The 22490-nt window shown below is 68.6% G+C and carries 26 protein-coding genes, 1 tRNA gene and 2 pseudogenes; 18 read left to right on the top strand and 11 right to left on the bottom strand.

Going from position 1 to position 22490, the window contains the following annotated elements; translation table 11 throughout:
- From ABZV58_RS17200 to ABZV58_RS17185, 4 genes are all read right to left on the bottom strand, one after another.
- Complete coding sequence (locus ABZV58_RS17200) at window positions 1-225, bottom strand: hypothetical protein (RefSeq protein WP_355001078.1); 225 nt, start codon at window positions 223-225, stop codon at window positions 1-3.
- Window positions 226-260: 35 nt separating this feature from the next.
- Entirely contained in the window at window positions 261-1025 is a 765-nt protein-coding gene (locus ABZV58_RS17195) for an HNH endonuclease family protein (protein WP_355001077.1), read from the bottom strand.
- 765 nt (window positions 1026-1790) lie between these two features.
- Window positions 1791-2462 (bottom strand): PhoU domain-containing protein, encoded by a 672-nt coding sequence (locus ABZV58_RS17190; protein ID WP_355001076.1) that lies wholly within the window; start codon window positions 2460-2462, stop codon window positions 1791-1793.
- Window positions 2463-2692: 230 nt separating this feature from the next.
- A tRNA-His gene (locus ABZV58_RS17185) sits at window positions 2693-2766 on the bottom strand.
- Between the two features lie 106 nt (window positions 2767-2872).
- Here ABZV58_RS17185 and ABZV58_RS17180 point away from each other — a divergent pair.
- Window positions 2873-3265, top strand: a complete 393-nt coding sequence (locus ABZV58_RS17180) for a nitroreductase/quinone reductase family protein (RefSeq protein ID WP_355001075.1) — start codon at window positions 2873-2875, stop codon at window positions 3263-3265.
- A 3-nt stretch (window positions 3266-3268) separates the two neighbouring features.
- A pseudogene (locus ABZV58_RS17175) lies at window positions 3269-3478 on the top strand (NUDIX domain-containing protein); the annotation flags it as partial.
- A 30-nt stretch (window positions 3479-3508) separates the two neighbouring features.
- On the opposite strand, the gene ABZV58_RS17170 reads toward ABZV58_RS17175, so the two are convergent.
- The gene (locus tag ABZV58_RS17170) at window positions 3509-3724 is read right to left on the bottom strand and encodes a DUF4377 domain-containing protein (RefSeq protein WP_355001166.1); all 216 of its coding nucleotides are present in this window, start codon (window positions 3722-3724) and stop codon (window positions 3509-3511) included.
- A 218-nt stretch (window positions 3725-3942) separates the two neighbouring features.
- Between ABZV58_RS17170 and ABZV58_RS17165 the strand changes: the two genes are divergently transcribed.
- The 11 genes and pseudogenes from ABZV58_RS17165 to ABZV58_RS17115 form a co-directional block, all read left to right on the top strand.
- Window positions 3943-5034 (top strand): ionic transporter y4hA, encoded by a 1092-nt coding sequence (locus ABZV58_RS17165; RefSeq protein ID WP_355001074.1) that lies wholly within the window; start codon window positions 3943-3945, stop codon window positions 5032-5034.
- A gap of 197 nt (window positions 5035-5231) precedes the next feature.
- Complete coding sequence (locus ABZV58_RS17160; protein WP_355001073.1) at window positions 5232-6077, top strand: ABC transporter permease; 846 nt, start codon at window positions 5232-5234, stop codon at window positions 6075-6077.
- On the top strand, window positions 6078-6944 hold the full coding sequence (locus tag ABZV58_RS17155; RefSeq protein ID WP_355001072.1) for an ABC transporter permease: 867 nt from the start codon (window positions 6078-6080) through the stop codon (window positions 6942-6944).
- A 3-nt stretch (window positions 6945-6947) separates the two neighbouring features.
- Window positions 6948-7982, top strand: a complete 1035-nt coding sequence (locus ABZV58_RS17150; RefSeq protein ID WP_355001071.1) for a mammalian cell entry protein — start codon at window positions 6948-6950, stop codon at window positions 7980-7982.
- The gene (locus ABZV58_RS17145; protein WP_355001070.1) at window positions 7979-8983 is read left to right on the top strand and encodes an MCE family protein; all 1005 of its coding nucleotides are present in this window, start codon (window positions 7979-7981) and stop codon (window positions 8981-8983) included. The genes ABZV58_RS17150 and ABZV58_RS17145 overlap by 4 nt, the downstream gene beginning before the upstream one ends.
- On the top strand, window positions 8971-10014 hold the full coding sequence (locus tag ABZV58_RS17140) for an MCE family protein (protein WP_355001069.1): 1044 nt from the start codon (window positions 8971-8973) through the stop codon (window positions 10012-10014). The genes ABZV58_RS17145 and ABZV58_RS17140 overlap by 13 nt, the downstream gene beginning before the upstream one ends.
- Window positions 10014-11117, top strand: coding sequence for an MlaD family protein (locus ABZV58_RS17135; protein ID WP_355001068.1), 1104 nt, complete (start codon window positions 10014-10016; stop codon window positions 11115-11117). Before ABZV58_RS17140 ends, ABZV58_RS17135 begins: the two co-directional genes overlap by 1 nt.
- Window positions 11114-12187, top strand: a complete 1074-nt coding sequence (locus ABZV58_RS17130; RefSeq protein ID WP_355001067.1) for an MlaD family protein — start codon at window positions 11114-11116, stop codon at window positions 12185-12187. The genes ABZV58_RS17135 and ABZV58_RS17130 overlap by 4 nt, the downstream gene beginning before the upstream one ends.
- Entirely contained in the window at window positions 12184-13140 is a 957-nt protein-coding gene (locus tag ABZV58_RS17125; RefSeq protein WP_355001066.1) for an MlaD family protein, read from the top strand. Before ABZV58_RS17130 ends, ABZV58_RS17125 begins: the two co-directional genes overlap by 4 nt.
- A gap of 226 nt (window positions 13141-13366) precedes the next feature.
- Window positions 13367-14161, top strand: coding sequence for a hypothetical protein (locus ABZV58_RS17120; protein ID WP_355001065.1), 795 nt, complete (start codon window positions 13367-13369; stop codon window positions 14159-14161).
- Window positions 14162-14641: 480 nt separating this feature from the next.
- Window positions 14642-15034 (top strand): annotated as a pseudogene (locus ABZV58_RS17115) (cytochrome P450); the annotation flags it as partial.
- 253 nt (window positions 15035-15287) lie between these two features.
- On the opposite strand, the gene ABZV58_RS17110 reads toward ABZV58_RS17115, so the two are convergent.
- Together ABZV58_RS17110 and ABZV58_RS17105 are read right to left on the bottom strand one after the other, a co-directional pair.
- On the bottom strand, window positions 15288-15668 hold the full coding sequence (locus ABZV58_RS17110) for a DUF5313 family protein (RefSeq protein ID WP_355001064.1): 381 nt from the start codon (window positions 15666-15668) through the stop codon (window positions 15288-15290).
- Window positions 15665-16147 (bottom strand): MarR family transcriptional regulator, encoded by a 483-nt coding sequence (locus ABZV58_RS17105; RefSeq protein WP_355001063.1) that lies wholly within the window; start codon window positions 16145-16147, stop codon window positions 15665-15667. Before ABZV58_RS17105 ends, ABZV58_RS17110 begins: the two co-directional genes overlap by 4 nt.
- A 255-nt stretch (window positions 16148-16402) precedes the next feature.
- Here ABZV58_RS17105 and ABZV58_RS17100 point away from each other — a divergent pair, with 255 nt between their 5' ends.
- Window positions 16403-17425 carry a DUF418 domain-containing protein gene (locus ABZV58_RS17100; protein WP_355001062.1) on the top strand — a complete coding sequence of 341 codons (1023 nt, stop codon included), beginning with the start codon at window positions 16403-16405 and terminating at the stop codon, window positions 17423-17425.
- Window positions 17426-17435: 10 nt separating this feature from the next.
- Here the strand turns inward: ABZV58_RS17100 and ABZV58_RS17095 are convergent, their stop codons facing one another.
- A complete protein-coding gene (locus ABZV58_RS17095) occupies window positions 17436-18599 on the bottom strand; it encodes a cytochrome P450 (protein WP_355001061.1) in 1164 nt (387 codons plus the stop codon).
- 985 nt (window positions 18600-19584) lie between these two features.
- Between ABZV58_RS17095 and ABZV58_RS17090 the strand changes: the two genes are divergently transcribed.
- Window positions 19585-19722: a hypothetical protein gene (locus ABZV58_RS17090; RefSeq protein WP_355001060.1), complete on the top strand. Its 138-nt coding sequence runs from the start codon at window positions 19585-19587 to the stop codon at window positions 19720-19722.
- Between the two features lies 1 nt (window position 19723).
- Here the strand turns inward: ABZV58_RS17090 and ABZV58_RS17085 are convergent, their stop codons facing one another.
- A complete protein-coding gene (locus tag ABZV58_RS17085) occupies window positions 19724-19918 on the bottom strand; it encodes a hypothetical protein (RefSeq protein ID WP_355001059.1) in 195 nt (64 codons plus the stop codon).
- Window positions 19919-20076: 158 nt separating this feature from the next.
- Between ABZV58_RS17085 and ABZV58_RS17080 the strand changes: the two genes are divergently transcribed.
- From ABZV58_RS17080 to ABZV58_RS17070, 3 genes are read left to right on the top strand one after another with little or no spacing between them, the layout of a single operon-like run.
- Window positions 20077-20514 (top strand): hypothetical protein, encoded by a 438-nt coding sequence (locus ABZV58_RS17080; RefSeq protein ID WP_355001058.1) that lies wholly within the window; start codon window positions 20077-20079, stop codon window positions 20512-20514.
- A gap of 37 nt (window positions 20515-20551) precedes the next feature.
- Entirely contained in the window at window positions 20552-20707 is a 156-nt protein-coding gene (locus tag ABZV58_RS17075) for a DUF6131 family protein (protein WP_221639457.1), read from the top strand.
- Window positions 20708-20715: 8 nt separating this feature from the next.
- Window positions 20716-20904 carry a CsbD family protein gene (locus ABZV58_RS17070; protein WP_355001057.1) on the top strand — a complete coding sequence of 63 codons (189 nt, stop codon included), beginning with the start codon at window positions 20716-20718 and terminating at the stop codon, window positions 20902-20904.
- 60 nt (window positions 20905-20964) lie between these two features.
- On the opposite strand, the gene ABZV58_RS17065 is transcribed toward ABZV58_RS17070, so the two are convergent.
- Both ABZV58_RS17065 and ABZV58_RS17060 read right to left on the bottom strand, forming a co-directional pair.
- Complete coding sequence (locus ABZV58_RS17065) at window positions 20965-21630, bottom strand: phosphoribosyltransferase family protein (protein WP_355001056.1); 666 nt, start codon at window positions 21628-21630, stop codon at window positions 20965-20967.
- An 87-nt stretch (window positions 21631-21717) separates the two neighbouring features.
- On the bottom strand, window positions 21718-22443 hold the full coding sequence (locus tag ABZV58_RS17060; RefSeq protein WP_355001055.1) for a VIT family protein: 726 nt from the start codon (window positions 22441-22443) through the stop codon (window positions 21718-21720).
- Between the last annotated feature and the right edge of the window lie 47 nt (window positions 22444-22490).

The raw sequence follows: 22490 nt of genomic DNA, 5'->3' as shown, positions 1-22490 counted from the left end.
TCAGGCCTCGAAGAACAACAGGTTGCCTGCCGCGTCACGCTTGCCGAGGTCGGCTTCGATGGCGGTGGCGAGTTCGGCGGTGGTTTTCCAGGTGCGTGGGGGATCGCCGTCGAGGTTGCCGATGGTCAGCCAGGTGTCGGTGCCGCGGTAGCGGACCAGCCCCTTGCCCGACTCGTCGACGGTGACATCGAGATCGCCGGACACCGTCCCTTCCTCCTCGGTCATGACGGCGGCCTTGGCGGAGATCTCGATGACGTCGATCAGCGGAACCCTCCTTGGCGGCCACAGTCGTCGATCGCGGTGCGCAACGCGGACTGTTCGGCAGGATCAATGGTCAGACCGTATTTTACTTTGACCGTGAGGTAGCGCTCGATATAGCCACACCGGAAACTTCCCGGCGGCAGGTAGTTCGCGGCGTCCTGATCGCCCTTCGACCTGTTCGCCGTCGGGTCCGAGGCTTCGAGGTTGACGGCGTCGTTGGCGATGCGGCGGCGGGTGTCCTCGTCCAGCGCGGCGGCGCCGGACCGCCAGGCCTCGGCCAGCGCGACGATGTGCTCGGCATCCACGCCCGAGGGGTCGGTGATCCACTTGTACTCTTTGAGCTGTCCGCTCTTGCGGTCGAGGACTCCGTACTGATCGCGCCAGCCGCCGTCGGAGCCGACCGTGAGTTCACAGGTCTTCGGATCGAGCCGAACAGTGCCGACGGCGTCGCGCAGCAGCATCACTTCCCGTGTGGTGCAACGACTGTACTGCGTGAAGTCGGCGCCGAAACCGTGCTCGGCCTTGTTCGGATCCCAGTGCGGGAACTTCTCGCGGCTGTACCCGGTCATCGGGGCCTCCGGCGCGACAGCGAGTTTCGCGAGCAGGTCGCGGACTTCCTCAGCGGACGCCGAAGTCTGCTGTCCGGGCGAGGCCGGTGGTTTGCTGTCGGTGCCGCGAGAAACGGTGCATGCGGCAGTCAGCAAGAGAGTGAAGACGATCGGCGCGACAACGGTCACCAACTTGCGGGATGCGGGCCACTTCACAGCGATCCCCCATCGCACGGGACCGGCGTGGCACCGAGAATTCTCCCGGCCACCGGATGCCAGGGCAACGACTGCCGGGCCGTGAGCTTCATCGAGTTGTTCCTAACGCCTACCTCGTCCAATTATCGCGGGCGCCAACGTACCTGTCTCGGCTACGCCGGAATGCCAACGCCGCGTATGAGGTTCGGCACACTCTTCGCGATCGGGTCGTGCGAAGGGGCAGAGCGGAAGCGCCGGACCACCCCCGAGTCGCCGTGCCGGCGCCGACTCAGGGGTGGCGGATCACGAACGATTTCGTCCGCGTGCGTGCGGGCGTGCGGTTGTCCAGGCCGCGGTCGCACCGCGCGACACCACGGGGCTGATGAGGGGTAGGTCCCGAGGTGAAGCTCCGCACGAGGAGATCGCGTTCGTGACGTTCGAGGGGCTCGCTCAGCGCGAGCCGCTGGCCGGGACGCGATCGCGCGCTGGTTTCCGGCGGTTGCGTCGCGTGCCGATCCGCGGCGATGGCCGATCCACGATGGGTCCTCCGTCCCGACCTCGTTGTCTACGTAGCAAGATAGTAGATACTCGACCGCCGCTTCACAAGCTTCATCGGAACCTCACAAGCGCCAGCATGTTTTGGAGAGGTGTCCGTACATCTACTGCGTTGCTACGGAAAACAGCTTGTGGTCGGCGTCTTCGAACTCGGCCCCCGGGCGAGCGAGCGTCGGGTGCTGTGGCAGGCCCCACCGCCGCCGACCGCGAAGGCGCGGTGCGGGTTTCGGCTCAGTCCTCGTCCGGCTCGGCGTCCGCGGGCTGCGCCATCGGCGGAACGCCGGTGTCCAGGAACCGGATCAGCCGCTCGATGCGGGTGGTGTGGTCGATGCAGCGCTCCAGATGATTACCGAGCAGGGCGAGATCGATGGCCGCGCCGGCGGATTGCGCGCGCTCCGGATCGGTCAACGCCGCGTGCAGCCGTCCACGCAGCTCGGCGAGTGTCGCGCTGACCGGTTCGGCGTCGGCGGACTGGTGGGCGGTGGCGACGGCTTCACCGGCGAGGGCGGTGCGGTGCGCGGCGTACTTGCCGAGCTCAGCGAGTACGTCCAGGATGGGTTGCGGTGCAACGTGATTCGGATGTGCCCGGTATACCTGGTCGGCGACGCGGCTGGTCAGCCAGCCGATGCGGGACAGCTCGTTGGCGATCTGGATCGCCGTCACGACGTGCCGCAGATCCCTTGCCACCGGCGCCTGCAACGCGAGCAGCACCACCGTCCGCGCCTCGCACGCGCCGTACATCTTCTGTAGCTGCTCGTCGAGGGCGAAGACCTCGTAGGTGGCCGTGAGGTCGGCGCTGGCGAGCGCGTCGTTGACTCGCTCGACTGCGTCATGGGCGAGTCGGCACATCAGCGTCAGATCATTGGTCAACGCGTTGAGCTCGTGGGTGAACTGGGTCCGCACCGGCAAATTCTCGCCTATGGTGGGGCGCGCGGGGAAACGATTCGCGCTGCCCGCCAATGGGATATCGAGCGCGAGGGGCGTGACGGCCCGGAAAGCTCGCCGCGTACAGGTCGAATAGCGGATGCGCATCACCGTCCGCGCGTCCGACGTACCCACCGATGCTGCCGGACGAAGTGCGCCGGTGGCCTCGGAGGCAAGACTGTGCGTACGCGTCGGGCCGGGTGCGAGAGGGTGAGTGACGGGATTCGAACCCGCGACCTCCTGGACCACAACCAGGCGCTCTGACCGACTGAGCTACACCCACCGCGCGCGGCTTCCTCGCGTGTGGCCACGGTAGCGACCGCGCCGGGCGACCCGCCAGCGATTTTCTCGCACCGCCGCCCGCCGCCGCACGGTGTTACGGTCGGCGTATGCCGAAGAAGGACGATGTGCAACACCGTCTGGTGACCACCTTCCAGCGACTGGTCGGAAATCCCCTCCTGCGCAGACTGCCCAGCCAGCAACTGCTCGAGACGACCGGCCGGGTGAGCGGCGAACCGCGCATCACCCCGATCGGCGGCCGCCGAGTCGGCGACAGCTTCTGGCTGGTCTCGGAGTTCGGCGAACGCTCCCAATACATTCGGAATATCAAGGCGAACAACCGGGTTCGCGTCCGCTTGCACGGCCACTGGCACACCGGCACGGCCCACCTGCTCCCCGAGGACGACGCCCGCGCCCGCCTGCGCGAGCTGCCGCGCGCCAACAGCGCCGCGGTCCGGCTCGTCGGCACCGACCTGCTGACCGTCCGGGTGGACCTGGACTGAGTCGTGCCCGACTACATCCGCTGGCTGCGCGAGCGGGTCGGTCGCGACCACATCCAGCTGGCGTATGCCGCGGCGTGTGTGGTGGCCGACGGACGCGTGCTCATGCAGCGCCGCAGCGACGACGGCCAGTGGGGATTGCCCGGCGGCGCCATCGAACTGGGCGAGTCCGCCGCGGCCGCCGTCGTGCGCGAGGTCGCCGAGGAGACCGGCGTGCGGGTGGAAATCGAAGCGCTGCAAGGTGGGCTACGCGGGCCGCTTCTCCAGAACCTCGACCAGCCGCCACGAGGCGGACGGCGCATCGGCCGGTGGATCCACGGGCGTCTGCTCGATACGCAGCCGGTAGTGGTTGCCGGACTGAAACTCGAACCCGTCGATCGAGCCGTAGAACAACTCCCACGGCCCGTTCTGGTCGCGGCGGATCTGTAGGCAATCCCTCGGGGCGACCCCGGTGCACCGCATGGTCCGTGGTGCGACCTCGATTACGAAGGTCCCGGGGATTTCCACGGATTCGCTGGTAGTGGACGTGGAGAGGAGTGTCGGGCCCTCCGGCACGGTGGTGCAGGCGCCAAGCAGCGGGACGAGCAGGATGCCCGTGGCGACGGCCGCGCGGAGTCGTTGCTGCATCCCGCCGATGATACCGATCTAGGTGCCCTGAGATAGCTGGGACGATGGAGGGCATGATCGGTGCGTTGACAACCCGCTGGACCGTGTTCGCCCCTCTCCTCGCCGCGCTCGCCCTGGTCGCCACTTGGGGACGAAGTCTGCCGACAGTGGGAGTGATCGTGGTCGCGGTGTTTCTCGCGGGCGCGGTGCTGGCCGCGGTGCAGCACGCGGAGATCGTCGCGCATCGGGTGGGGGAGCCGTTCGGATCGCTTGTCCTCGCGGTCGCGGTGACCGTGATCGAGGTGGCGCTCATCGTGACGTTGATGATCTCCGGCGGTGAGAAGTCCGCGACCCTGGCCCGCGACACCGTCTTCGCCGCGGTGATGATCACCTGCAACGGCATCTTCGGTCTGGCGCTGCTGGTCGGCGCGCTGCGCAGACGCCTCGCGGTCTTCAACGCGGAGGGCACGGGCGCGGCGCTGGCGACGGTGGCGACGCTGGCCACGCTGAGCTTGGTGCTGCCGACCTTCACCTCGAGCGTGCCGGGCCCCGAGTTCTCGCCCGCGCAGCTCGCGTTCGCCGCCGTCGCCTCGCTCGCGCTGTACGGCTTGTTCGTGATGGTTCAAACGGTGCGCCACCGCGACGACTTCCTTCCGGTGGAAGAAGGCGGTGTGATCACCGACGGCGGCACGACCGCCGAGCGGCCCTCCGTCCGCGCGACGTCCACCAGCCTGGGTCTGTTGCTCGTCGCGTTGGTCGGCGTGGTCGGTCTGGCCAAGGTGGTCTCGCCCGCCATCGAATCGGCGGTGGCCAACGCGGGCATGCCGCCCGCCGCGGTGGGCGTGGCGATCGCGCTGCTCGTCCTGCTTCCCGAGACACTGGCGGCGGTGCGGGCCGCCCGCCGCGATCAGGTGCAGATCAGTCTGAACCTGGCGTTGGGTTCGGCGATGGCGAGCATCGGGTTGACCATCCCGGCCATTGCTGTGGCAACTATCTGGCTACAGGGTCCCCTGGTGCTCGGACTGGGTGCGACGCAGATGGTGCTGCTCGCGTTGACGGTCGTCGTCGGCGTGCTGACCGTGGTTCCCGGTCGGGCGACGCTGCTGCAAGGCGGCGTGCATCTGGCTCTGTTCTCGGCTTTTGTGTTCCTGGCCGCCAGTCCGTAGTCATCGTGATGCGTCTCACGAATAACTGAAACCTGTGTCATGAACACCTGTCCAGTGGCGAGGGTCACAGCACGCCAATTTTGTTGTGACGCGGAGTACCGATTAGCTTGACGGATGTTGGCATCGACGCCGGATTCGGAGAGCGCCATGAATTTCGACATCTCCCGTGCGGAAAGCACGGCACACGGGTCTCGTCTATGACGCCGGAATTGCACACGGCCACCCGGGAATCCGCTACCGCGATCGTCCGCAAGAATTTCTCGGACACCGTCACGTCGTCGTTGCGGACCTTCGGTCGTGCGGTGGGTATCGCGCAGGAGTCGGTGGTCGGCGCGGTGGGGGATGTGGTGCGCCGGGAGTTTCAGTGGCGTGAGGCGATCTTGCAGGCGTGGCGGTTGATCACGGTGACGACGGTGCCCGCGATTTTGATGGCGATTCCGTTCGGGGTGATCGTGTCGATCCAGGTGGGCAATCTGATCCACACGTTGGGTGCGGATTCGTTGTTGGGTGCGACCGGTGGTTTGGGGGTGATCAAGCAGGGTGCGCCGATGGCGACGGGGTTTCTGTTGGGTGGTGCGGGGGCGGCGGCGATCGCGGCGGATTTGGGGGCGCGCACGATTCGGGAGGAGATCGATGCGTTGCACACGATGGGGATCTCGCCGGTTCATCGGTTGGTGATTCCGCGGATGGTGGCGATGTTGGTCGTGGCGCCGTTGTTGAACGTGTTGATCATTTTCGTGGGGGTGTTGGCCGGGTATGCGGTGGCGATCGGTGGTCAGGGGGTGACGCCGGGGTCGTATTGGGCGACGTTCGGGTCGTTCACGACGGCGGGGGATGTGTGGATGTCGTTGGTGAAGGCGTTGATTTTCGGGTTTTTGGTGGTGGTGATCGCGTGTCAGCGGGGGTTGGAGGCCAAGGGTGGTCCGCGGGGTGTGGCTGATGCGGTGAACGCGGCGGTGGTGTTGTCGGTGGTGTCGATCGTGTGTGTGAATCTGTTGTTGACGCAGGTGACCGCGATGTTCCTGCCCACGAGGCTGGCGTAGATGGCTGTCTCTTCCTACGTCCCCAAGGGATTCGCTCCCGTCGCGCGCTACTTCCGGCGCGGCAGCCGCGTCCTGCGCGCGATCGACTCGTTCGGCTTCGTCGCCGTGTTCGTCTGGCAGGTGCTCTCGGCGATTCCGCTGACGCTGCGCCGGTACCGCGCCGAGACCATGCGCGCCATCACCAACATGACCTGGGGCCGCGGCTCCATCGTGGTCGGCGGCGGCACGGTGCCGATGATGATCGTGCTCGGCCTGGTGATGGGCGCCTCGGTCGGCGTCGAATCCTTCGCCACCCTCGACATGCTCGGCATGGGCCCGGTCACCGGCATCGTCTCGGCCTACGCGACCACTCGCGAGCTGGCCCCGATCGCGGCCGCCGTCGGCTTCGCCGCGCAGGCGGGCTGCCGCATCACCGCCGAGATCGGCTCCATGCGCATCTCCGAGGAGATCGACGCGATCGAATCGCTCGGCCTGCGCTCGGTGCCGTTCGTGGTGACCACCCGGGTCATCGCGGGCGCGCTGGCCATCGTCCCGACCTTCCTGATCGCGCTGATCCTGTCCTACCTCGCCTGCCGCGGCCTCATCACGATGGTGCACGGCCAGTCGGCGGGCGTCTACGACCACTACTTCTTCCAGTTCGTGTCCGGATTCGACGTGATCGCCGCGGTGATCAAGGTCGCGATCTTCGGCACCGTGGTGATTCTCGTGCACAGCTATTACGGCTTCTTCGCGAAGGGCGGCCCCGAGGGCGTCGGCATCGCGTCGGGCCGCGCGGTGCGCACCAGCTTCGTGGCGATCATCGCCATCGACATGGTGCTGTCCATCGTGCTGTGGGGTTTCAACACGGCGATCAGCTTCACGGGGTGAACATTGCCTGAATACGGTTTGCCCGGCGTCGCCGCGGACAAGAAACGTTCGCGCACGGTCGGTTCGGTGATCGTCGCGCTGATCGCGGTGGTCGCGCTGACCACCGCGCTCTACCGCGATCTGCGCTCGGAGGACGGTCTGCGCATCGCGCTGCACACCGAGCAGATCGGTGACGGCGTCACCGAGGGGACACAGGTGCGCCTCGACGGTGTGCTGGTCGGCGAGGTCGACCGGATCGCGTCCGCCCCGCGCGGTACTCAGCGAATCACCTTGCGGCTGGACGACTCCCGGCTGCACGGCATCGACGACTCGCTGCTGATCGACTACGCGCCCGCCAACCTGTTCGGCATCAGCGAACTCGAACTGCGCCGCGGGCCAGGCGGTTCGCCGCTGCGCCAGGACACCGAGATCGACCTGACCGGCCCGCGCGCCGTCGGCGTCTACGACGCCACGATGGGCAGCATCCTGCGCAGCCTGTCGCAGGTGGGCGCGTCGGTCTTCAGTCCGCAGCTGGCGACCGTCATCGCGCAGGTCTCCGCCGACTTCAAGGCGTTCACGCCGCTGGTGCAGGCGCTGATTACGGTGGCGCGCACCATCGCCGACAACCAGACGATGCCCGCCTCGGAACTGCTCGGCAGGCTGGGCCCGGCCTTCGACGGCGGTGGTGATTTCGCGGGCGCGACCATCCAGATCCTGGACCAGATCCACGACATCCGGATCGTGCAGACCGACAAGGATCGCTACGACGTGGGCGTCGCCGCCCTCACCGGCCAGATCCTGCCGGGCCTCGCCACCACGGTCAGCAACGCGGGCGGCCAGCTCGCGGAGGCTACCGACATGCTGGCGCCGCTGCTCAGCGTGCTCGCCCAGATGGTGCCCCGGCCGCAGCAGTCGGCGGCCGAATCGCGCCTGCTGCTGGAGCGTTTGCGCGCGGCGATGCCGGATTCGCCGGACGGGCCGGTGCTGAATCTGGAGGTCGACTTGCAAGGAGTGCCGGGTATCGCGGTGCCGCTGCTCGGCCAGGGAGGTATCCGATGACGGTGCGCGGCGCGGCATGGCGCCTCGGTCTGTTCGCCGCGGTGATGGCGGTGGTGCTCGCACTGGTGCTCACCGCGATCGAGCGGCCGGTGTCCGGTGACACCCAGGCGCACGACGCGCTGTTCACCGACGCCAACGGCCTGAAGGTCGGCGACGACGTGCGCATGTACGGCGTGCAGGTGGGCAAGGTCGAGAAGATCTCGCTGGACGGGGTGAAGGCGAAGGTCCATCTCACCGTCAAGACCGCGACGCCGATCTACGACAACAGCACGCTGGCCATCCGGTACCAGAACCTGACCGGTCAGCGGTACATCGATCTGCAGCAGCAGCCGAATCCCGGTGTGCGGCTTCCTGCCAACGCGGTGATCGGCGCCGACATGACGGTGCCCTCGTTCGATGTGACCAGCCTGTTCAACGGTCTGAAGCCGGTGCTCGCGACGCTGTCGCCGGAGGCGGTCAACCAGTTCACCGAGAGCATGCTCGCGGTGATCGAGGGCGACGGCACCGGCATCGGCCCCGCCATGGAGGCCATCGGCAAGCTCAGCCAGTACGTCGGCGATCGCCAGCAGGTGATCGGTCAGCTGGTGAAGAACATGTCCGACATCGCCGACCGGGTCGGCGGACGCGTGCACTACCTGGTGCCGCTGCTGGCCCGGCTCAGCGACGTCTTCCAGTCCCTACAGGCCAATATCGGCGGGCTGGCCGATTTCGCGATGTCCGCGCCCGCGGTGCTCGGTCCGCTGGACCGGCTGCTCGCGACACTCGGGCTCGACCCGCGGAGCGGCCAGGACATCGACGCGATGATCCGCGGCCTGTTCCCCGATCCGCAGCAGGCGGTCGAGGTCTTCGGCAGGCTGCCCGGCCTGCTCCAATCGGTGGACAACGCGCTGCCGCGCACTGTCGCGGGCTGGCAGCCGGAGTGCAGCAAGGGCGCCGCCGAGCTGCCCGCGCCGGTGCGCGTCCTCGTCGCCGGACAGAAGGTGGCGATATGCCAGGCGTGATTTCCCGCTGGTTCGGTGACCGGCCGATCCTGGATGACGCGGCCAAGCGGCGCAAGGAGATTCGTTTCGGCATCTTCGGCGCGGTGCTCGTCGCGCTGGGGATGCTGGCCGCGGCCGTCCTGTACGCGGTGCCGTTCGGCAAGACCACCTACACCGCCGAACTGTCCGAGGCGCAGTCGGTGAAGGAAGGCGACGACGTGCGCCTCGCCGGTGTCTCGGTGGGTTCGGTGGAATCGCTGGAGCTGAAGCCGGATCGGGTGGTCATGGAGTTCACCGTGAAATCCGATGTGTTCCTCGGTGATCAGACCTCGCTCGACATCCGCATGCTCACCGTGGTCGGCGGGCACTACGTGGCGCTGTTCCCCGCGGGAAACGCGCCGCTCGGCGACAAGCCGATCCCGGCGGATCGAGTTCGCCTGCCCTACAGCCTGATCCAGACCTTCCAGGACGCCACGACACCGCTGAACGAGCTGGACGGCGACACCCTGCGGCGCAACCTCGCAGCCCTGGACGAGTCGCTCACCTCCGCGCCGGAGACGCTGCGCACCACCCTGGACACCGTCGGCGGCTACATCGACGCCATCGATCGCCAGCGCTCCCAGGTCTCCAATGCCATTGCGGTGGCCGACGAATACGTGACCATGTACGACGGCGCGAAGACCGATCTGGGCAGGCTGATGGACAACGTCAACCTGCTGGAGACCGTGCTCATCGACAAGCGCGCGGAGCTGCGCGAGGCCGTCGCCCTGCTGAACAGCGTGGTGCAGCGGCTGACCGCCCTCACACCCGCCTGGGAGTCCACGCTGAAGCCGAGGGCGCAGCAGCTGGCCGACGCCCTGCCGCGGCTCGAGGATATGGGCGGCAAGCTCGAACCGATCATCGCGAGCACCCAGCAGCTGAGCGAGAAACTGCGGTCGCTGGTGATCCCCGAGGAAGGTTTGGTTCTGGACCGCTCGGGGCAGACCGTGCCCGCGCCCTCGGGGCTGGATCTGTCGTCGGTGTGCGTGCCGTTGCCGGGGAAGGAGTGCTGATGTTGAAGAAGCTGCTCGGCACCCAGGCGTTCATGTCGATCGCGGGGGCCGTGGTCATCGCGGCGCTCGGGTTAGTCGGCTACATCGTCGGCTTCGATCCGCTGAAGAGCACCGAATCCTATTGCGCGATCATGCCCGACAGCGTCGGCCTGTACGAGGGCAACCAGGTGACCATGCGCGGCATCACGGTCGGCAGCGTGATCTCGGTGCGCAACCAGGGTCCGAACGTGCGGGTCGACTTCGAGGTCGACGCCGACCATCCGGTGTACGCCGACGCCTCGGCCACCACGGTGTCCGACACCGTCGTCGCCGACCGGGAGCTAGCGGTGCTGGCCAGCGGCACGAACCTGGAGCGCTGGAACAGTTCCCAGTGCATCACCAAGACGCTGACCCCGAAGAGCCTCACCGAGACGCTCACCGCGCTCGCCCAGCTCTCCGATCAGATCGTCGGACCCGATCCATCCCAACCGAATTCGCTGGCGAACGGACTCACCGCGCTGGACCGGGCCACTGCGGGCACCGGGCCGCAGATCAACGAGCTGATCCGCAAGCTGGGTTCGGCGCTGAAATCGCCCGATGCCGACATCGGCCATCTCGCGGGCATTTTCGACGCGTTCGCCTCGGTCTCGCAGAAGGTCAACCAGTACTGGGGCGACCTGCAGACCATGCTGGTGCGCGTCGGACCGGTGCTGAACCAGGCCAGCGAGGACCTGCTGCTCCCCGGTGCGCAGCTGTTCGACGGCCTCGCCGAGGTGCTGCCGATGCTCAACGACATCACCACCTCCTTCGGCGACGAGATCCTCACCCTGCTCGACCGCGCGGTGCCGATGCTGAAGCTGCTGCGCGCCAATGTCGGTTCGTTGCGCGAGATCGTGCTCACCACACCGGTGTTCGCCTCGGCGCTGCGCAGCGTCGCCGATCCGGAGACCGGCGCGGCGAGCCTGACCTACGCGCCACCGAAGGTGGCCATCCCGCAGCGCAACGCCGAAGAGGTGTGCGTGGCCGTGAACGTGGTGGCGCCCGGCCGGTGCGCGGGCGCCGAGAACGGCATGGTGAACGTGGAATTGGTCCAGCTGGTATTGGGATTGGCGGGTGCCCGATGAGCGAGCGAATTCGGTCGAAATCCTTGCGGCGCAGTGGGATCGCTATCGCACTGGCGGCCTCGATCGCGCTCGGCGGCTGTGCCTTCGATCCGTCCTCGGTGCCGGTGCCCGGCACGTCGATCTCGGGGCCGAGTTACCACGTGCAGATCCAGTTCGCCAATGTGTTGAATCTGCCCGCCCGCGCGAAGGTCATCGCCAACGGCGCGCAGGTCGGCACGGTCGAGAAGGTGACCGTGGTGCCCGCCGCCGAGGCGCTGCAGGGGCGCGGCGGGTACGTCGTCGTGGACACCGAGATCTCGAAATCGGTGCAGCTGCCCGCGAACACGATCGCCGAACTGCGCCAGAACACCGTGCTCGGTGACATCCACATCGCCCTGACCACCCCGCCCGACGGCTTCGACAAGCTGCTGGGGCCGGGCGGCACGATCGACGTCGATCACACCAAACCTCCTGTGCAACTGGAGGACACGATGGCCGCGATGGCGTTCTTCGTGCAGGGCGGCGCGGTCGGCCAGTTGCAGGACATCGTCAACCGGTTCAATGCGGTGCTGCCCCAGGATCCGAAGGAGACCGCCCGCATCGCGGGCGTCATGGGCGCCGACGCCGCCGACCTCGCCGCCAACCTCGACCAGGTCGACAAGCTGCTCTACGGCCTCGCCAACAATGCCGAAGTGCTGCACAAGGTTCAGCCCGAGCTGGACAACATCCTCAGCGCAGCCTCCGTGGACCGGCTCGGCGCCGCGACCCAGTCCATCGACGGCGTGACCGAGATCTTCAGCGGGCTCGGCCCAGTCGGTCAGTCGCTGGCGTGGCTCGAACCGCTCGTGCGGTCCGGTGACGCCGCGGCCATGGCGTTCGTGCCGCTGGCCACCGGCGGACCGCTGGATCTGCGCGATCCGTCGAACCTGGCGATGCTCGTCGCGCTGTTGCGGGACAAGATCATTCCGTTCGTCGAGCGGGGGCCGAAAGTGAACGTCACCGGTGTGCGGGTGGACGCGAGCCCGGTGGCGGAGCAGGAACAGGTCGACCGGATCGTTCAGACCCTGCGCATGATCGGAGCCGTCCGATGAAGATCGGTTCGCTTGCCTCGCTCGGCGGCATCGCCGCCATCATGATCCTCGGCGCGGCCTACCTGACCTTCGGCGTGGTGCGGGTCGATCCGTTCGCCGATTACACCCACGCCACCATGGTGTTGAAGAACTCCGGCGGACTCGGCGTCGGTTCGCCGATTCTGTTGACCGGCATCGAGATCGGCGACGTCACCTCGGTGGACAGCACCGCGGCCGGTGTCGAGGTCGCCTTCCGTGTCGACGCCGACCACAAGGTGCCCACCGCGAGCGTCGTCACCATCGAGCATCTGTCCGCGCTCGGTGAGCCGTACGTGCAGTTCGTGCCCAAGGTCGACGGCGGACCCTACCTGCGCGACGGGCAGCGCCTGGACACCGAGGACGTCCGGACGCCGCTGTCGATCGCCGAGGTGGCGCGCATGGTCACCAAGACCATGAACCAGCTGGACCCGGCGGTGGTCGGCTCGCTGGTGGAGACCATGAGCAAATCCGTCACCGGCACCGAGTCGGTGATGCCCGAGCTCGCCAGGTCCGGCGACCTGCTCGCCTCGACCATCATGACCAGGGCCCCGAAGATCGCCGAGCTGCTCAACAGCTTCCAGCTGGCCGCCGCCGACATCGAATGGGCTGGCCCGGCCACCGCGGCGGGCGCGCCCGGCCTGGTGAAATTCGGTCAGGCACTGGACGAACTCGTCGAGGCGGTCGGACGTCTGGTCACCGCGCAAGGCAGCCCGGAGATGTACCTCGACGGCAACGGCGTCGTGCCGTTTCTGGAGAAGCTGACGGCCTGGCTCCGCGAAGCGGGCCCGGAACTGAAGGCGCTCATCCCCGGCCTCCAGCCCCTCGCGGACGCGGCGGTCTCGGCCGCACCCCAGCTGGACCTGAGCACCTTGATCGGCCAAGCGCTGCACAGCACCGACGACGACGCCGTCCAGATCCGCGTCGCCATCAAATAGACCCGTCTCACGATCGCAGGCCCCGCGAGGGGTACGGCGGCACCGCGGAGTTCGCTTTTGCGTTGGCGTGCGGGCAGATTCGTAGTAATCCGCGGGTATGCCTGTTGCGCAGTGCGAACCCTGTTGCGGAGAGTCGATCTTCGAATCAGCGACCTTCGGGTAACCTCCGGAGAAGATCGGCTACTCGTGACGGTGTTCTCTGTTCGGCAGTGAAGGCGGTGCGATAGTGGAATCCGGTGGTGGACCGGCGCCCTACGGCGATGACGATGGCCAGAACAACAACACTCGCGTCCTCACCATCGCGGCGGCCATCGCCGCGACGCTAGCGGTGGTGGTGGCGATCGGGCTCGTGTTGCGTTCGAGCCAGGAGTCGGAGAACGCGACAGCGCCGACGCCCTCGTTCACCACAGCCGCCAGCCCGACTCCGCGCACGATGCCGATAAGCACCACCGTCCGTCCGCCGGTCTCCGCATCGGCGCCGCTGGCCGCACGCAGGATCGGCGACGACTGCTCCGCGGGCGGCATCACCGCGCAGTGGGATCTGCGCGAGGGTCAGTGGATGTGTGTGCCGCAGGGGCAGGGTCTCGAGCCGCACCGGATCGGTGACGATTGTTCGCACGATGGCATCACGGCCCAGTGGGGCCGAGATCCCGACGGCCAGTGGATCTGCGTGCCACCGGAGCAGGTTCGCGAAGACCACCAGGTCGGTGACGATTGTTCGCACGAAGGCATCACGGCCCAGTGGGGTCTCTCACCGGATGGCCGGTGGATCTGCGTGCCGCAGGAACAGGGTGCCGGCGTGCCGGTGCAACCTGCCGCACCTGCCCTGCCCGCCCCACCTGCACCTGTGCCTGCCCCGCCCGCCGCACCTGCCCCGCCTGCGCAGCCCGCCGCACCCGCACCGCCCGTCGGCCCCGCACCTCCGCCCGCCCCTGCCCCGCCGATCGTGCCCGCGCCGCCGATCGTGCCGCAGCTGTTCCCGCTCCCGCCGATCGTGCCCGGACTGCCCGCCGGTCGGTGAGCCGGTGGGCGTCACCGCTCGTCCCGCCGGTGCTGCCGGTATCGCCTGCCGCGCCCCGCGCCAGCTGTGCCTGCGCAGCCGTCGTGCCCGCACCGTCCGTCGGACCTGCGCGGAGGGGTGCGGTGGAATTCCTGTCGAAACCGTGGCCGCCAGACCTCCGCCCGCGTCTGCCCTGCCGCAGACGAGCGGGCCGCAGACGCAGGTCAGCCCGTCGGCCACTACTGAGCCGCTCGGCGCGCTGGCACGCGGCGGACTGCCCCCGGGTCGAGCCGGTGTCGTTGACGGCGTCGAACGCTGACGCGGTGGTGATCCGGCAAGTGGCCGGGGCCGCCTGACGGGGGAGGTCGTCCCTAGCTCGTGGCGAGAACGCCTGTGGAGGTAGGTCTGGTCTGTGTTGGACGGACTGCTGGGGGAGCGCGTCGTCTCGGCGGAGGTGGGCGTCCACGGGTGGGATGCCGGGCGGTTGCCGGGTGCGGAAAAATGCCCGGCTTTCTCGAGGAGGTGCTGCGGCTGGAATCGCCGTTGCGGGCCCACCACCGGCACGTCGTCGCCGACACCACGCTCGGCGTCGACCTGCCAGCGGGCGCGCACCTGCTGCTGCTCTGGGGCGCGGCCAACCGCGACCCGGCGGTCTTCCCCGAAGCCGACCGGCTCCGGCTGGATCGCGCGGTGCGACGCGGTCACCTCGCGTTCGGCAAAGGTGTCCACTTCTGCGTCGGCGCCGCGTTGGCGCGGCTGGAGGCGCGGGTCGCGCTCGAAGCGCTGCTCGGCGCTACCGAGTCGTTCGAGTTGGCACCGGAACCAGATGCGGCCCAATGGGTTCCGAGCATATTCGTACGACGGCACGCGCGCCTGGAGCTCGTGCTCCGCTGAGTCGTCTCGAGCCGGTTACTCCGCTGCGCTGTCTGGAGCCGACGTTCCGCCGCGCTGTCTGGGGCCGGTGCTTCGTTGCGCTGACTGGGGCCGGTGCTCCGTTGCGTTCGGCTCGGTTCCGTTGTGTCGTCTGGAGCTGGCGTTCCGCCGCGCTGCCTGGAGCTGGCGTTCGGCTGTGTTGTCCGGAGCTGGTGCTCGGCTGTGTTGTCCGGAGCTGGTGCTCGGCTGTGTTGTCCGGAGCTGGTGCTCCTGCTCAGTGCGGGTGCTGGGCGGCGTAGCGGGCCCGCTCCAGCTCGCGCTTGCGCGCACGTTCCGGGTTCTCCAGATCGGCGGGCAGCCCGTGTTTGGTCAGTCGGTGCGCGCGATTCATCGGCATGAAGGCCGCGGTGTAGAACAGCGCGAGCAGCACGGCGAGCAGCACCATCGATCCGCGCAGCCACAGCGCGCCAGGGAAGAACATGAATACCGCGAACAGCGGCGTGAACGGCACCAGCCCGCGCACCAGATGCCTTGCGACGGCGTACTTTCCGGTCAGGTCCTCGCGCACCCAGTCCTGCAACGAATCGGGCAGCCTGCGCCCGAAGGCGTAGCCGATCCACTCGACGGGGTTGGGGCGGCGACGGGCGCGGGTCATGCGTCGGCTCCTGACGTTGGGTGCGGTTCGGCGAGCGTCGAGCGGCGGGCGGCTTCGTTGACCCTGGTCAGCACGTCGCGCAGTTCCTCGAGGTCGGCGAGAGTGACACCGAGGCGCTGCACCACCGCGGGCGGGATGCGCTCGGCCTGCGCTCGCAGCGCCGCGCCCGCCTTGGTCAGGTCGATCACCAGGTTGCGTTCGTCGCGCGGGTCGCGGCCCCTGCTGATCAGTCCGGCCGACTCGAGGCGCTTGAGCAGCGGGGAGAGGGTCGGTGAATCGAGCTGGATGGCCTCGGCGATCTCCTTCACCGACATCGGCGCCTCGCCCCACAGCGCCAGCATCACCAGGTACTGCGGATGGGTGAGGCCGAGCGGTTCGAGCAGCGGGCGGTAGACGGCGAGCACCGCGCGATTGGCCACGGCCAGTGCGAAGCACACCTGCCGGTCCAGGCGCAGCGGGTCCTCGATCTGGGTGTCCACGGTTCCTCCTCGGGTCCCGGCTAGGTTAACGCACAAATAGTTAGTGCGTGAAGCAAATGTGCGCGACGTCATCTGAGAGCTGTTCAGCGCCGCGGCTCGCCTGCGCCATTACGCGTACCTCCGCCTTCGCTTCGGCCGTGCGCGAGTTGTCGACGGACTTCGTCCCCCTGCGCCATCAGGCGTAACTCGGCCTTCGCTCCGGCCGTGCGCAAGTTGTTGACGGATTTCGTCCGCCTGCGCCGTTACTGTCGGGGCATGTACGACGTCGCCGCGCGCGAGCGCATTCACGAATTAGACGCCGTTCGCGGGTTCGCGCTGTGCGGAATCCTGGTGGTCGACATTTGGCAGATCACCGACATGACGGCCACCGTGCCCTCCGGCGGGGCCATGGACCCGGTCCGGCACGTGCTCTCGGTGGTGGTCGAGGAGCGCTTCTTCCCGATCTTCTCGTTCCTGTTCGGCCTGAGCTTCGCGCTGTTCCTGGACGGCGCCGCCGAGCGGACCGCACGTCCGCGAGTTGTCTTGGCCCGCAAGCTGGTCGCGCTCGGCGCGCTCGGACTCGTGCACCAGCTGTTCCAGCCGGGCGAGGCGCTGCTGCCGTACGCGGTCGTGGGATTGGTGATCCTGCTGCCCGCTTCCGCGTTGCCGTCGTGGCTCGTTCTTGTCGCGGGCCTGGTGGGCACGGTGGGTGTGGCGCTCACCCTCGGCGGCGGCTTGGCCTTGGTACCCGGTCTCTTCCTGCTCGGCTCGGCGGCCGAACGTTTCGGTCTCGTCGACGTTCTGCGCGGTCGCACCTGGCCGATCGCGGCCGTCTTCGTCATCGCAGTGCCCGCCGCGATCGCGACCGCGGTATGGCAGTGGCGCACACCGTATCTGGAGTTGTGGACCAGCTCGATCGAACCGATCGCGGGCCTGCTCGGCGCGGTCGCCTATGCGACCGGGCTACTGCTCGTGCTGCGCACCGGGTTCGGCGAGGTGCTCACCGAAGTACTCGAGCCGATGGGGCGCATGGCGCTGACGAACTACGTTTCCGCAACGGTGCTGATCCTGCTCGCGGAAGAGCGTCTGCATCTCGGCGGCACCACCCGCTATCCCGCGCTGCTCGGCTTGGCCGCGGCGATCCTCGTGCTCCAGGCGTTCGTCAGCTACCTGTGGATGCACTGGCTTCGATACGGACCGCTGGAGTGGGTGTGGCGGTGCGTCACGTGGTGGCGCATCGTCCCGATCCGTGAGCCGGAGCCGGAAGGCGTCGCATCGATCGGCTTGCCCCGCAGGTGAGTCGAGGTGCTCAGGCGAGCGCGACGGGAAGCAGGAGCGGCCCGCGGTGCCGGAAACCGCAGCGCCACGGAACTTCTCGGGCGGGCGTCGTCAGCGTCGTCTCGGGCCATTTGGCGAAGAAGTGCTCGAGGACGGCGTCGGCGACACTGTGCACGAGCGCGGCGCCGAGACAGGAGTGGGCGCCGTGGCCGAGGCCCAGCTGGGCGTTGCGGACGCGGGTCGGGTCGAACCGGTCGGGCCGATCGAACACCGCCGGATCGCGATTGGCGCCCGCGAGGCACAGCAATACGGTCTGCCCGGCTTGCACGGTGTAGCCGCCGATGTCCAGATCCGTTGTCGCGAAACGGGCTCCGGCGAGCACCTGCGGCGAAAGGTAGCGCAGCAGCTCGTCCACGGCGCGCCGCCGGTCCGTGGCCGCCCGAAAAGCCCTGCGGTGCGCGGGTTCGGCGATCAGCGTGAGCAGCGCGCCCGCGATCAGGTCTACGAGCACCTCGTACCAGACGAACAGCAGATAGAACAGCACACCGGCGAGTTCGTCCGCGGTCGGTGAGCCGGTCTCGCCGCTCGCGGCGACCAGCCGCCCGACCGGGCTGTCGGTGCTTGCCGTTTCGATCGTGGCGTCGACGAACGCGCGCATGGCGGCGAGAGTGTCCCTGGCCCGCGGCGCCGACCCGCCGGGCAACAGCGTCGAATTCGCCCAGTCCAGCAGGGTTTCTCGTTCGGAATCGGCCAGTCCGAGCAGGTCGCCGAGCACTTCGGTGGGCAACGGAACCGCGAGACGCTCGATCAGATCCACCTTCGGGTCCGCCTCGGCGCCGCGCAGCAGCGAATCGACCAGATCGGCCGCGCGCTCGTCCCACCCGGTCAGGCGGCGCGGTGTCAGCTCGGTGGTGATCAGGCGGCGCAGGCGGGCATGAGCCTCCGCGTCGGCCACGAGCAGTGCGTTCAGCGGGGGCGGGACGGCGAATCCGGCGTAGTCCACCGGTCCGGCCCTGTTCACGTCGGTGGTCAAGCGCTTGTCCGACAGCGCGGCGCGCACATCGGCGTACTTGGTCACCAGCCAGGCGGGCGGACCGTCGGGTGTGCGGACACGGTGCACGCCGCCCTCGCGGCGCAGTGCGTCCAGCACCGGCCACGGATCCGCCGCGAAACCGGCATCGAAGATCTCTCGCATCCCAGCCCCCATCCGCTTGTCCGCCAACACTTCTCGGCGCGTTCGGTGCGCACCAAAGTACTCCGCGCGCGCCGAATGCGCCGTGCGGGCTGGTGGCGGCGTTCGCCACGGGTTGCCCGGCGCGCGACAGGACGGCAAACGCGGCACGGTGACGCTTTTGGCCGCTTGTGTTGCTGCCACGGCTGTACGCGGTCGCGCGTCGCGCCTTCTGGCGGCGGTGCGCGCAGAGCTGGGGCTGAATCGCGCTGCGCGCCGTCGGGTTGATCGCCATCGCGGCGGCAACGCACGGCCCGCGCCGTCGCCCGCCGTGCCGCCGCGTGGTCTTCGCCCTGCCGTGCCGCCGCGTGGTCTTCGCCCTGCCGTGCCGCCGCGTGGTTGTCGCCCTGCCGTGCCGCCGCGTGGTTGTCGCCCTGCCGTGCCGCCGCGTGGTCGTGCCGTCGCCGTGCCGCGCCGCCGCGTGGTCGCGCCGTCGCCCCGCCGCGTCGTCGTGCTGTTGTGCCGTGTGCCGTCGTGTCGCGTGCCGTCGTGCTGGGCGGATAAAGGCTGTTCGACGACTTGCCGCCATCGTCAGCTACAGAGCGGCCGTGCAAGCCGTGGCCACCGGCCATCCTCCGCGTACGGGGCGGTGACGTGGTCGCCGCGCGGTCGTCGCTGTGCGCTGTCGGGTTGGTACCAGGCGGCGCGGGGCGCGGTGTTCGCCGCCGTGCTGTTCCCTGCTGCCACATGATCCGACACTGCCGCTGGTCATGCGGTCGACCGGCGTGCACGCCGACACGAGGAAGGAAACGCGAGCTGGAACAGCGGCACTGGGACCGCGTGGTGCAAGGCCGAGCCAACCTGAATGGAGCAGCTCGCGGAGACGGAGGGGCCTGTACGGCGAGATCTACGAGCGGCCGCGCGTCCAGTTCAGCGACTGACCCGCGACGATCCCTCGACCGCCGACCAAGACGCCAGCGCATGAGCCGCGCGAGGACCTGAAGGTGATGTGGAGACGACCGTCATCCGCACGGAGGTGGTCGAGGCGGGCCGCGGGGAGGCGCTCGCGGCGCGACGCGACCCCGGCATAGCGCCGGGGCTGGTCGACCGGATGACCGAACGCCTCGATCTCGGCCCGACTCGCTGAGCTACTTCGCGGGGACGCCCGACTGCCTGATCGCGTCGAGGACCTCGCCGTAGCTGAGGGTGGTGGAGTTCACCGTGATGGTCTCCGCGACCCGGTCCACGTCGACGGAATCGACGCCGCCGAGTCCGCGCAGCGCGTTCTCGGCGACGACGGCGGACTCGTCCGAGTAGTCGGTGAGATCGAAGGTGTAGGTCATGATGCTCGACTCTCCTTGGTGCTGATCGACCGGTGATGGTCAGTTCTGCGCATACACCGAAACCGCGCGGCGCAAACGTTTCCGATCGTGTTGTTTGAGCCCGTCGGAACCGGGAATAGCGGACTCGTAATAGAACATTTCAGCGCACCAGGATTGTCATGATCATTCTCCTAGGGCTGATCGTCCTGATCGGCGCGGTGGTCGTCGGCGTCGCCGCGGTGGCGGCGAATACCGGCGAGCTACGCACGTCGACGGGCGACTTCGCCGTATTCGACTATCAGTTCACGGCCTCGGCCGGAGAGGTATTCCTCTACGGCACGGTGATCGGCGCGGCGGGCGCGCTCGGATTGGTGCTGTTGCTGACCGGGCTCTGGCGTACCTCCCGCCGCGGCAGCGAGGCACGCAGGGAACTGCGCAGGTCGCGCAGGGAAGCCGCGGCGGCTCGTCGCGGCACGGCTCCGCCACAGGCGCCGCCCGTCGCGCCGCCGCCCGCAGGGAAGCCCGCCTGGAGCCCGAACCGCTTCCTGCGCCGACCATCCGGAGCCCCGCCGATCGCTGGCGCTCGCGGCAAGACTCAGGCGCCTACTACCACCTGACACGTCAACGGTTTACCGGAAAGAAAGGGATGTGACCGTGATTATCCTCGGATTGATTCTTCTGATTGTGGGCTGGTTGCTCGGAATCGGATTGCTGACGACCGCGGGCATCATCGTGCTGATCATCGGCGCGGTGCTCTGGATCGCAGGCTCGGTGGGCCGTCCGATCGGCGGCCGCAGGCACTATTACTGAGGCCATCGATGACTGCCGACAATTACCGACGGAACAGTCGTTTCGATCACCGCATTCAAGCCGCGCGGGGTCGCGTGAAGAAATTCTTCGGACGCGCGACCGATAACCCGAGGCTGACGGCGGAAGGTCGGCGGGACCAGTTCCGCGGCAACATGAAACAAGCCGCCAACAAAGTGCGGGACGCGTTCCGGCGCTGACCGATCGCCGATGTCGGCCGAGAGCAGCCTCTCGGCCGACATCGGCGTGCGTTGGTGTGCCTAGCCGGATTCGCCGGAACGCTGGCGCAATTCGGCCGCCGCACCGTCCAGCAGATCGCACACCTGGGCGTCGTCGACCGGGGCGAAATCCCCGTACCATCGCGCGATCGAGGTGACCACTTCCGCGCCCTCCAGGCAGACCACCTGGTCGACCCGCCCGCTCAACGCCCGGATCGCCGAGGCCGCGCCGACGGGCGCCGCGAGCGCGATGCGTTCGGCCCCCGCCGCCCGCACCACCGCGACGGCCGCGCGGGCGGTGACGCCGCTGGCGATGCCGTCGTCGACGATCACCGCGGTCCGCCCGTGCAGCGCGAGGCCGGACGTGCCACCGCGATAGCGAATGGCGCTGCGCGCCAAGTCCGCTCGCTGTTCGGCCTCCACCTCGGCCCGCCCCGATTCGGAGACGAACGCGCGCGCCAGGATCTTGTCGTCGATCACCCCGACGCCGCCCTCGCCGATCGCGCCGAACGCCAATTCGGGCCGATAGGGCACCCGCAGCCTGCGCACCATCGCCACCGTGAGTGGCGCGTCCAGCGCGCGGGCCACCTCGTAGGCGACCGGAACGCCACCGCGCGGCACCCCGAGCACCACGGCGTCGGCGTCGCGAAAGTCGGTCAACCGCACGGCGAGTCGCCGACCCGCCGCCCGGCGATCACGGAAGGGCATGTTCGGCCTCCGGACTCGGACTTCGGAAAGCATCGAAGTCTACGCCCGGCCGAATCCCCCACGGCGGGTGGGAGCTCGGTGACCGCCTCAGATTCCGGAGACGTCGGCCAGCTGCCCGATACCGTAGGTGACCAGCATGGCCAGCGCACCGCCGAGCACCACCCGCAGCACCGCGCGCCGCGGATCGCTCCCGCCGAGCCGCGCGCTGACCGAACCGGTGAGCGCCAGCGCCACCAGCACCGCGGCGACCGTGACCGGGATGCGCGCGGTGACGGGCGGCAGCAGGATCGCCAGCAGCGGCAGCAGCGCACCGAGGGTGAACGCGACCGCGGAGGACAGCGCGGCCTGCCAGGGATTGGTGAGTTCGCGCGGGTTCAAGCCGAGTTCGGCCTCGGCGTGCGCGGTGAAGGCGTCGTACGCGGTGAGTTCCTCGGCGACCTTGCGCGCGGTCTCCGGCGTGAGTCCCTTGGCCCGATAGATGTCGGTGAGTTCCGCGAGCTCGTACTCGGGTTCGTCGGTGAGCTCCTTGCGTTCCTTGGCGAGCAGCGCGCGCTCCGAATCCCGCTGGGTGCTGACGGACACGTACTCGCCGACCGCCATCGACAGCGCACCGGCCGAGAGACCCGCGATGCCCGCGGTGAAGATCGCGCTTGTCGTTGTCGTCGCCGCGGCGACGCCCACCACCAGGCCCGCCGTCGACACGATGCCGTCGTTCGCGCCGAGTACCCCGGCGCGCAACCAGTTCAGCCTGGTCGCGAACCCGCCCGCGTGCGGCTCGTACGGATGGGAACCGCTGGTCGTCGAGTCCTCCATGTTCCGCACCCTAATGCTTGTCCGCCTTCGCTCATGGCTCGAAGGCG

It is taken from the genome of Nocardia sp. NPDC004654 (assembly GCF_040609595.1).
Taxonomy (GTDB): domain Bacteria; phylum Actinomycetota; class Actinomycetes; order Mycobacteriales; family Mycobacteriaceae; genus Nocardia.
The sequence above is the reverse complement of the archived record's forward strand: the minus strand, read 5'-3'. Positions and strand labels throughout refer to the sequence as shown.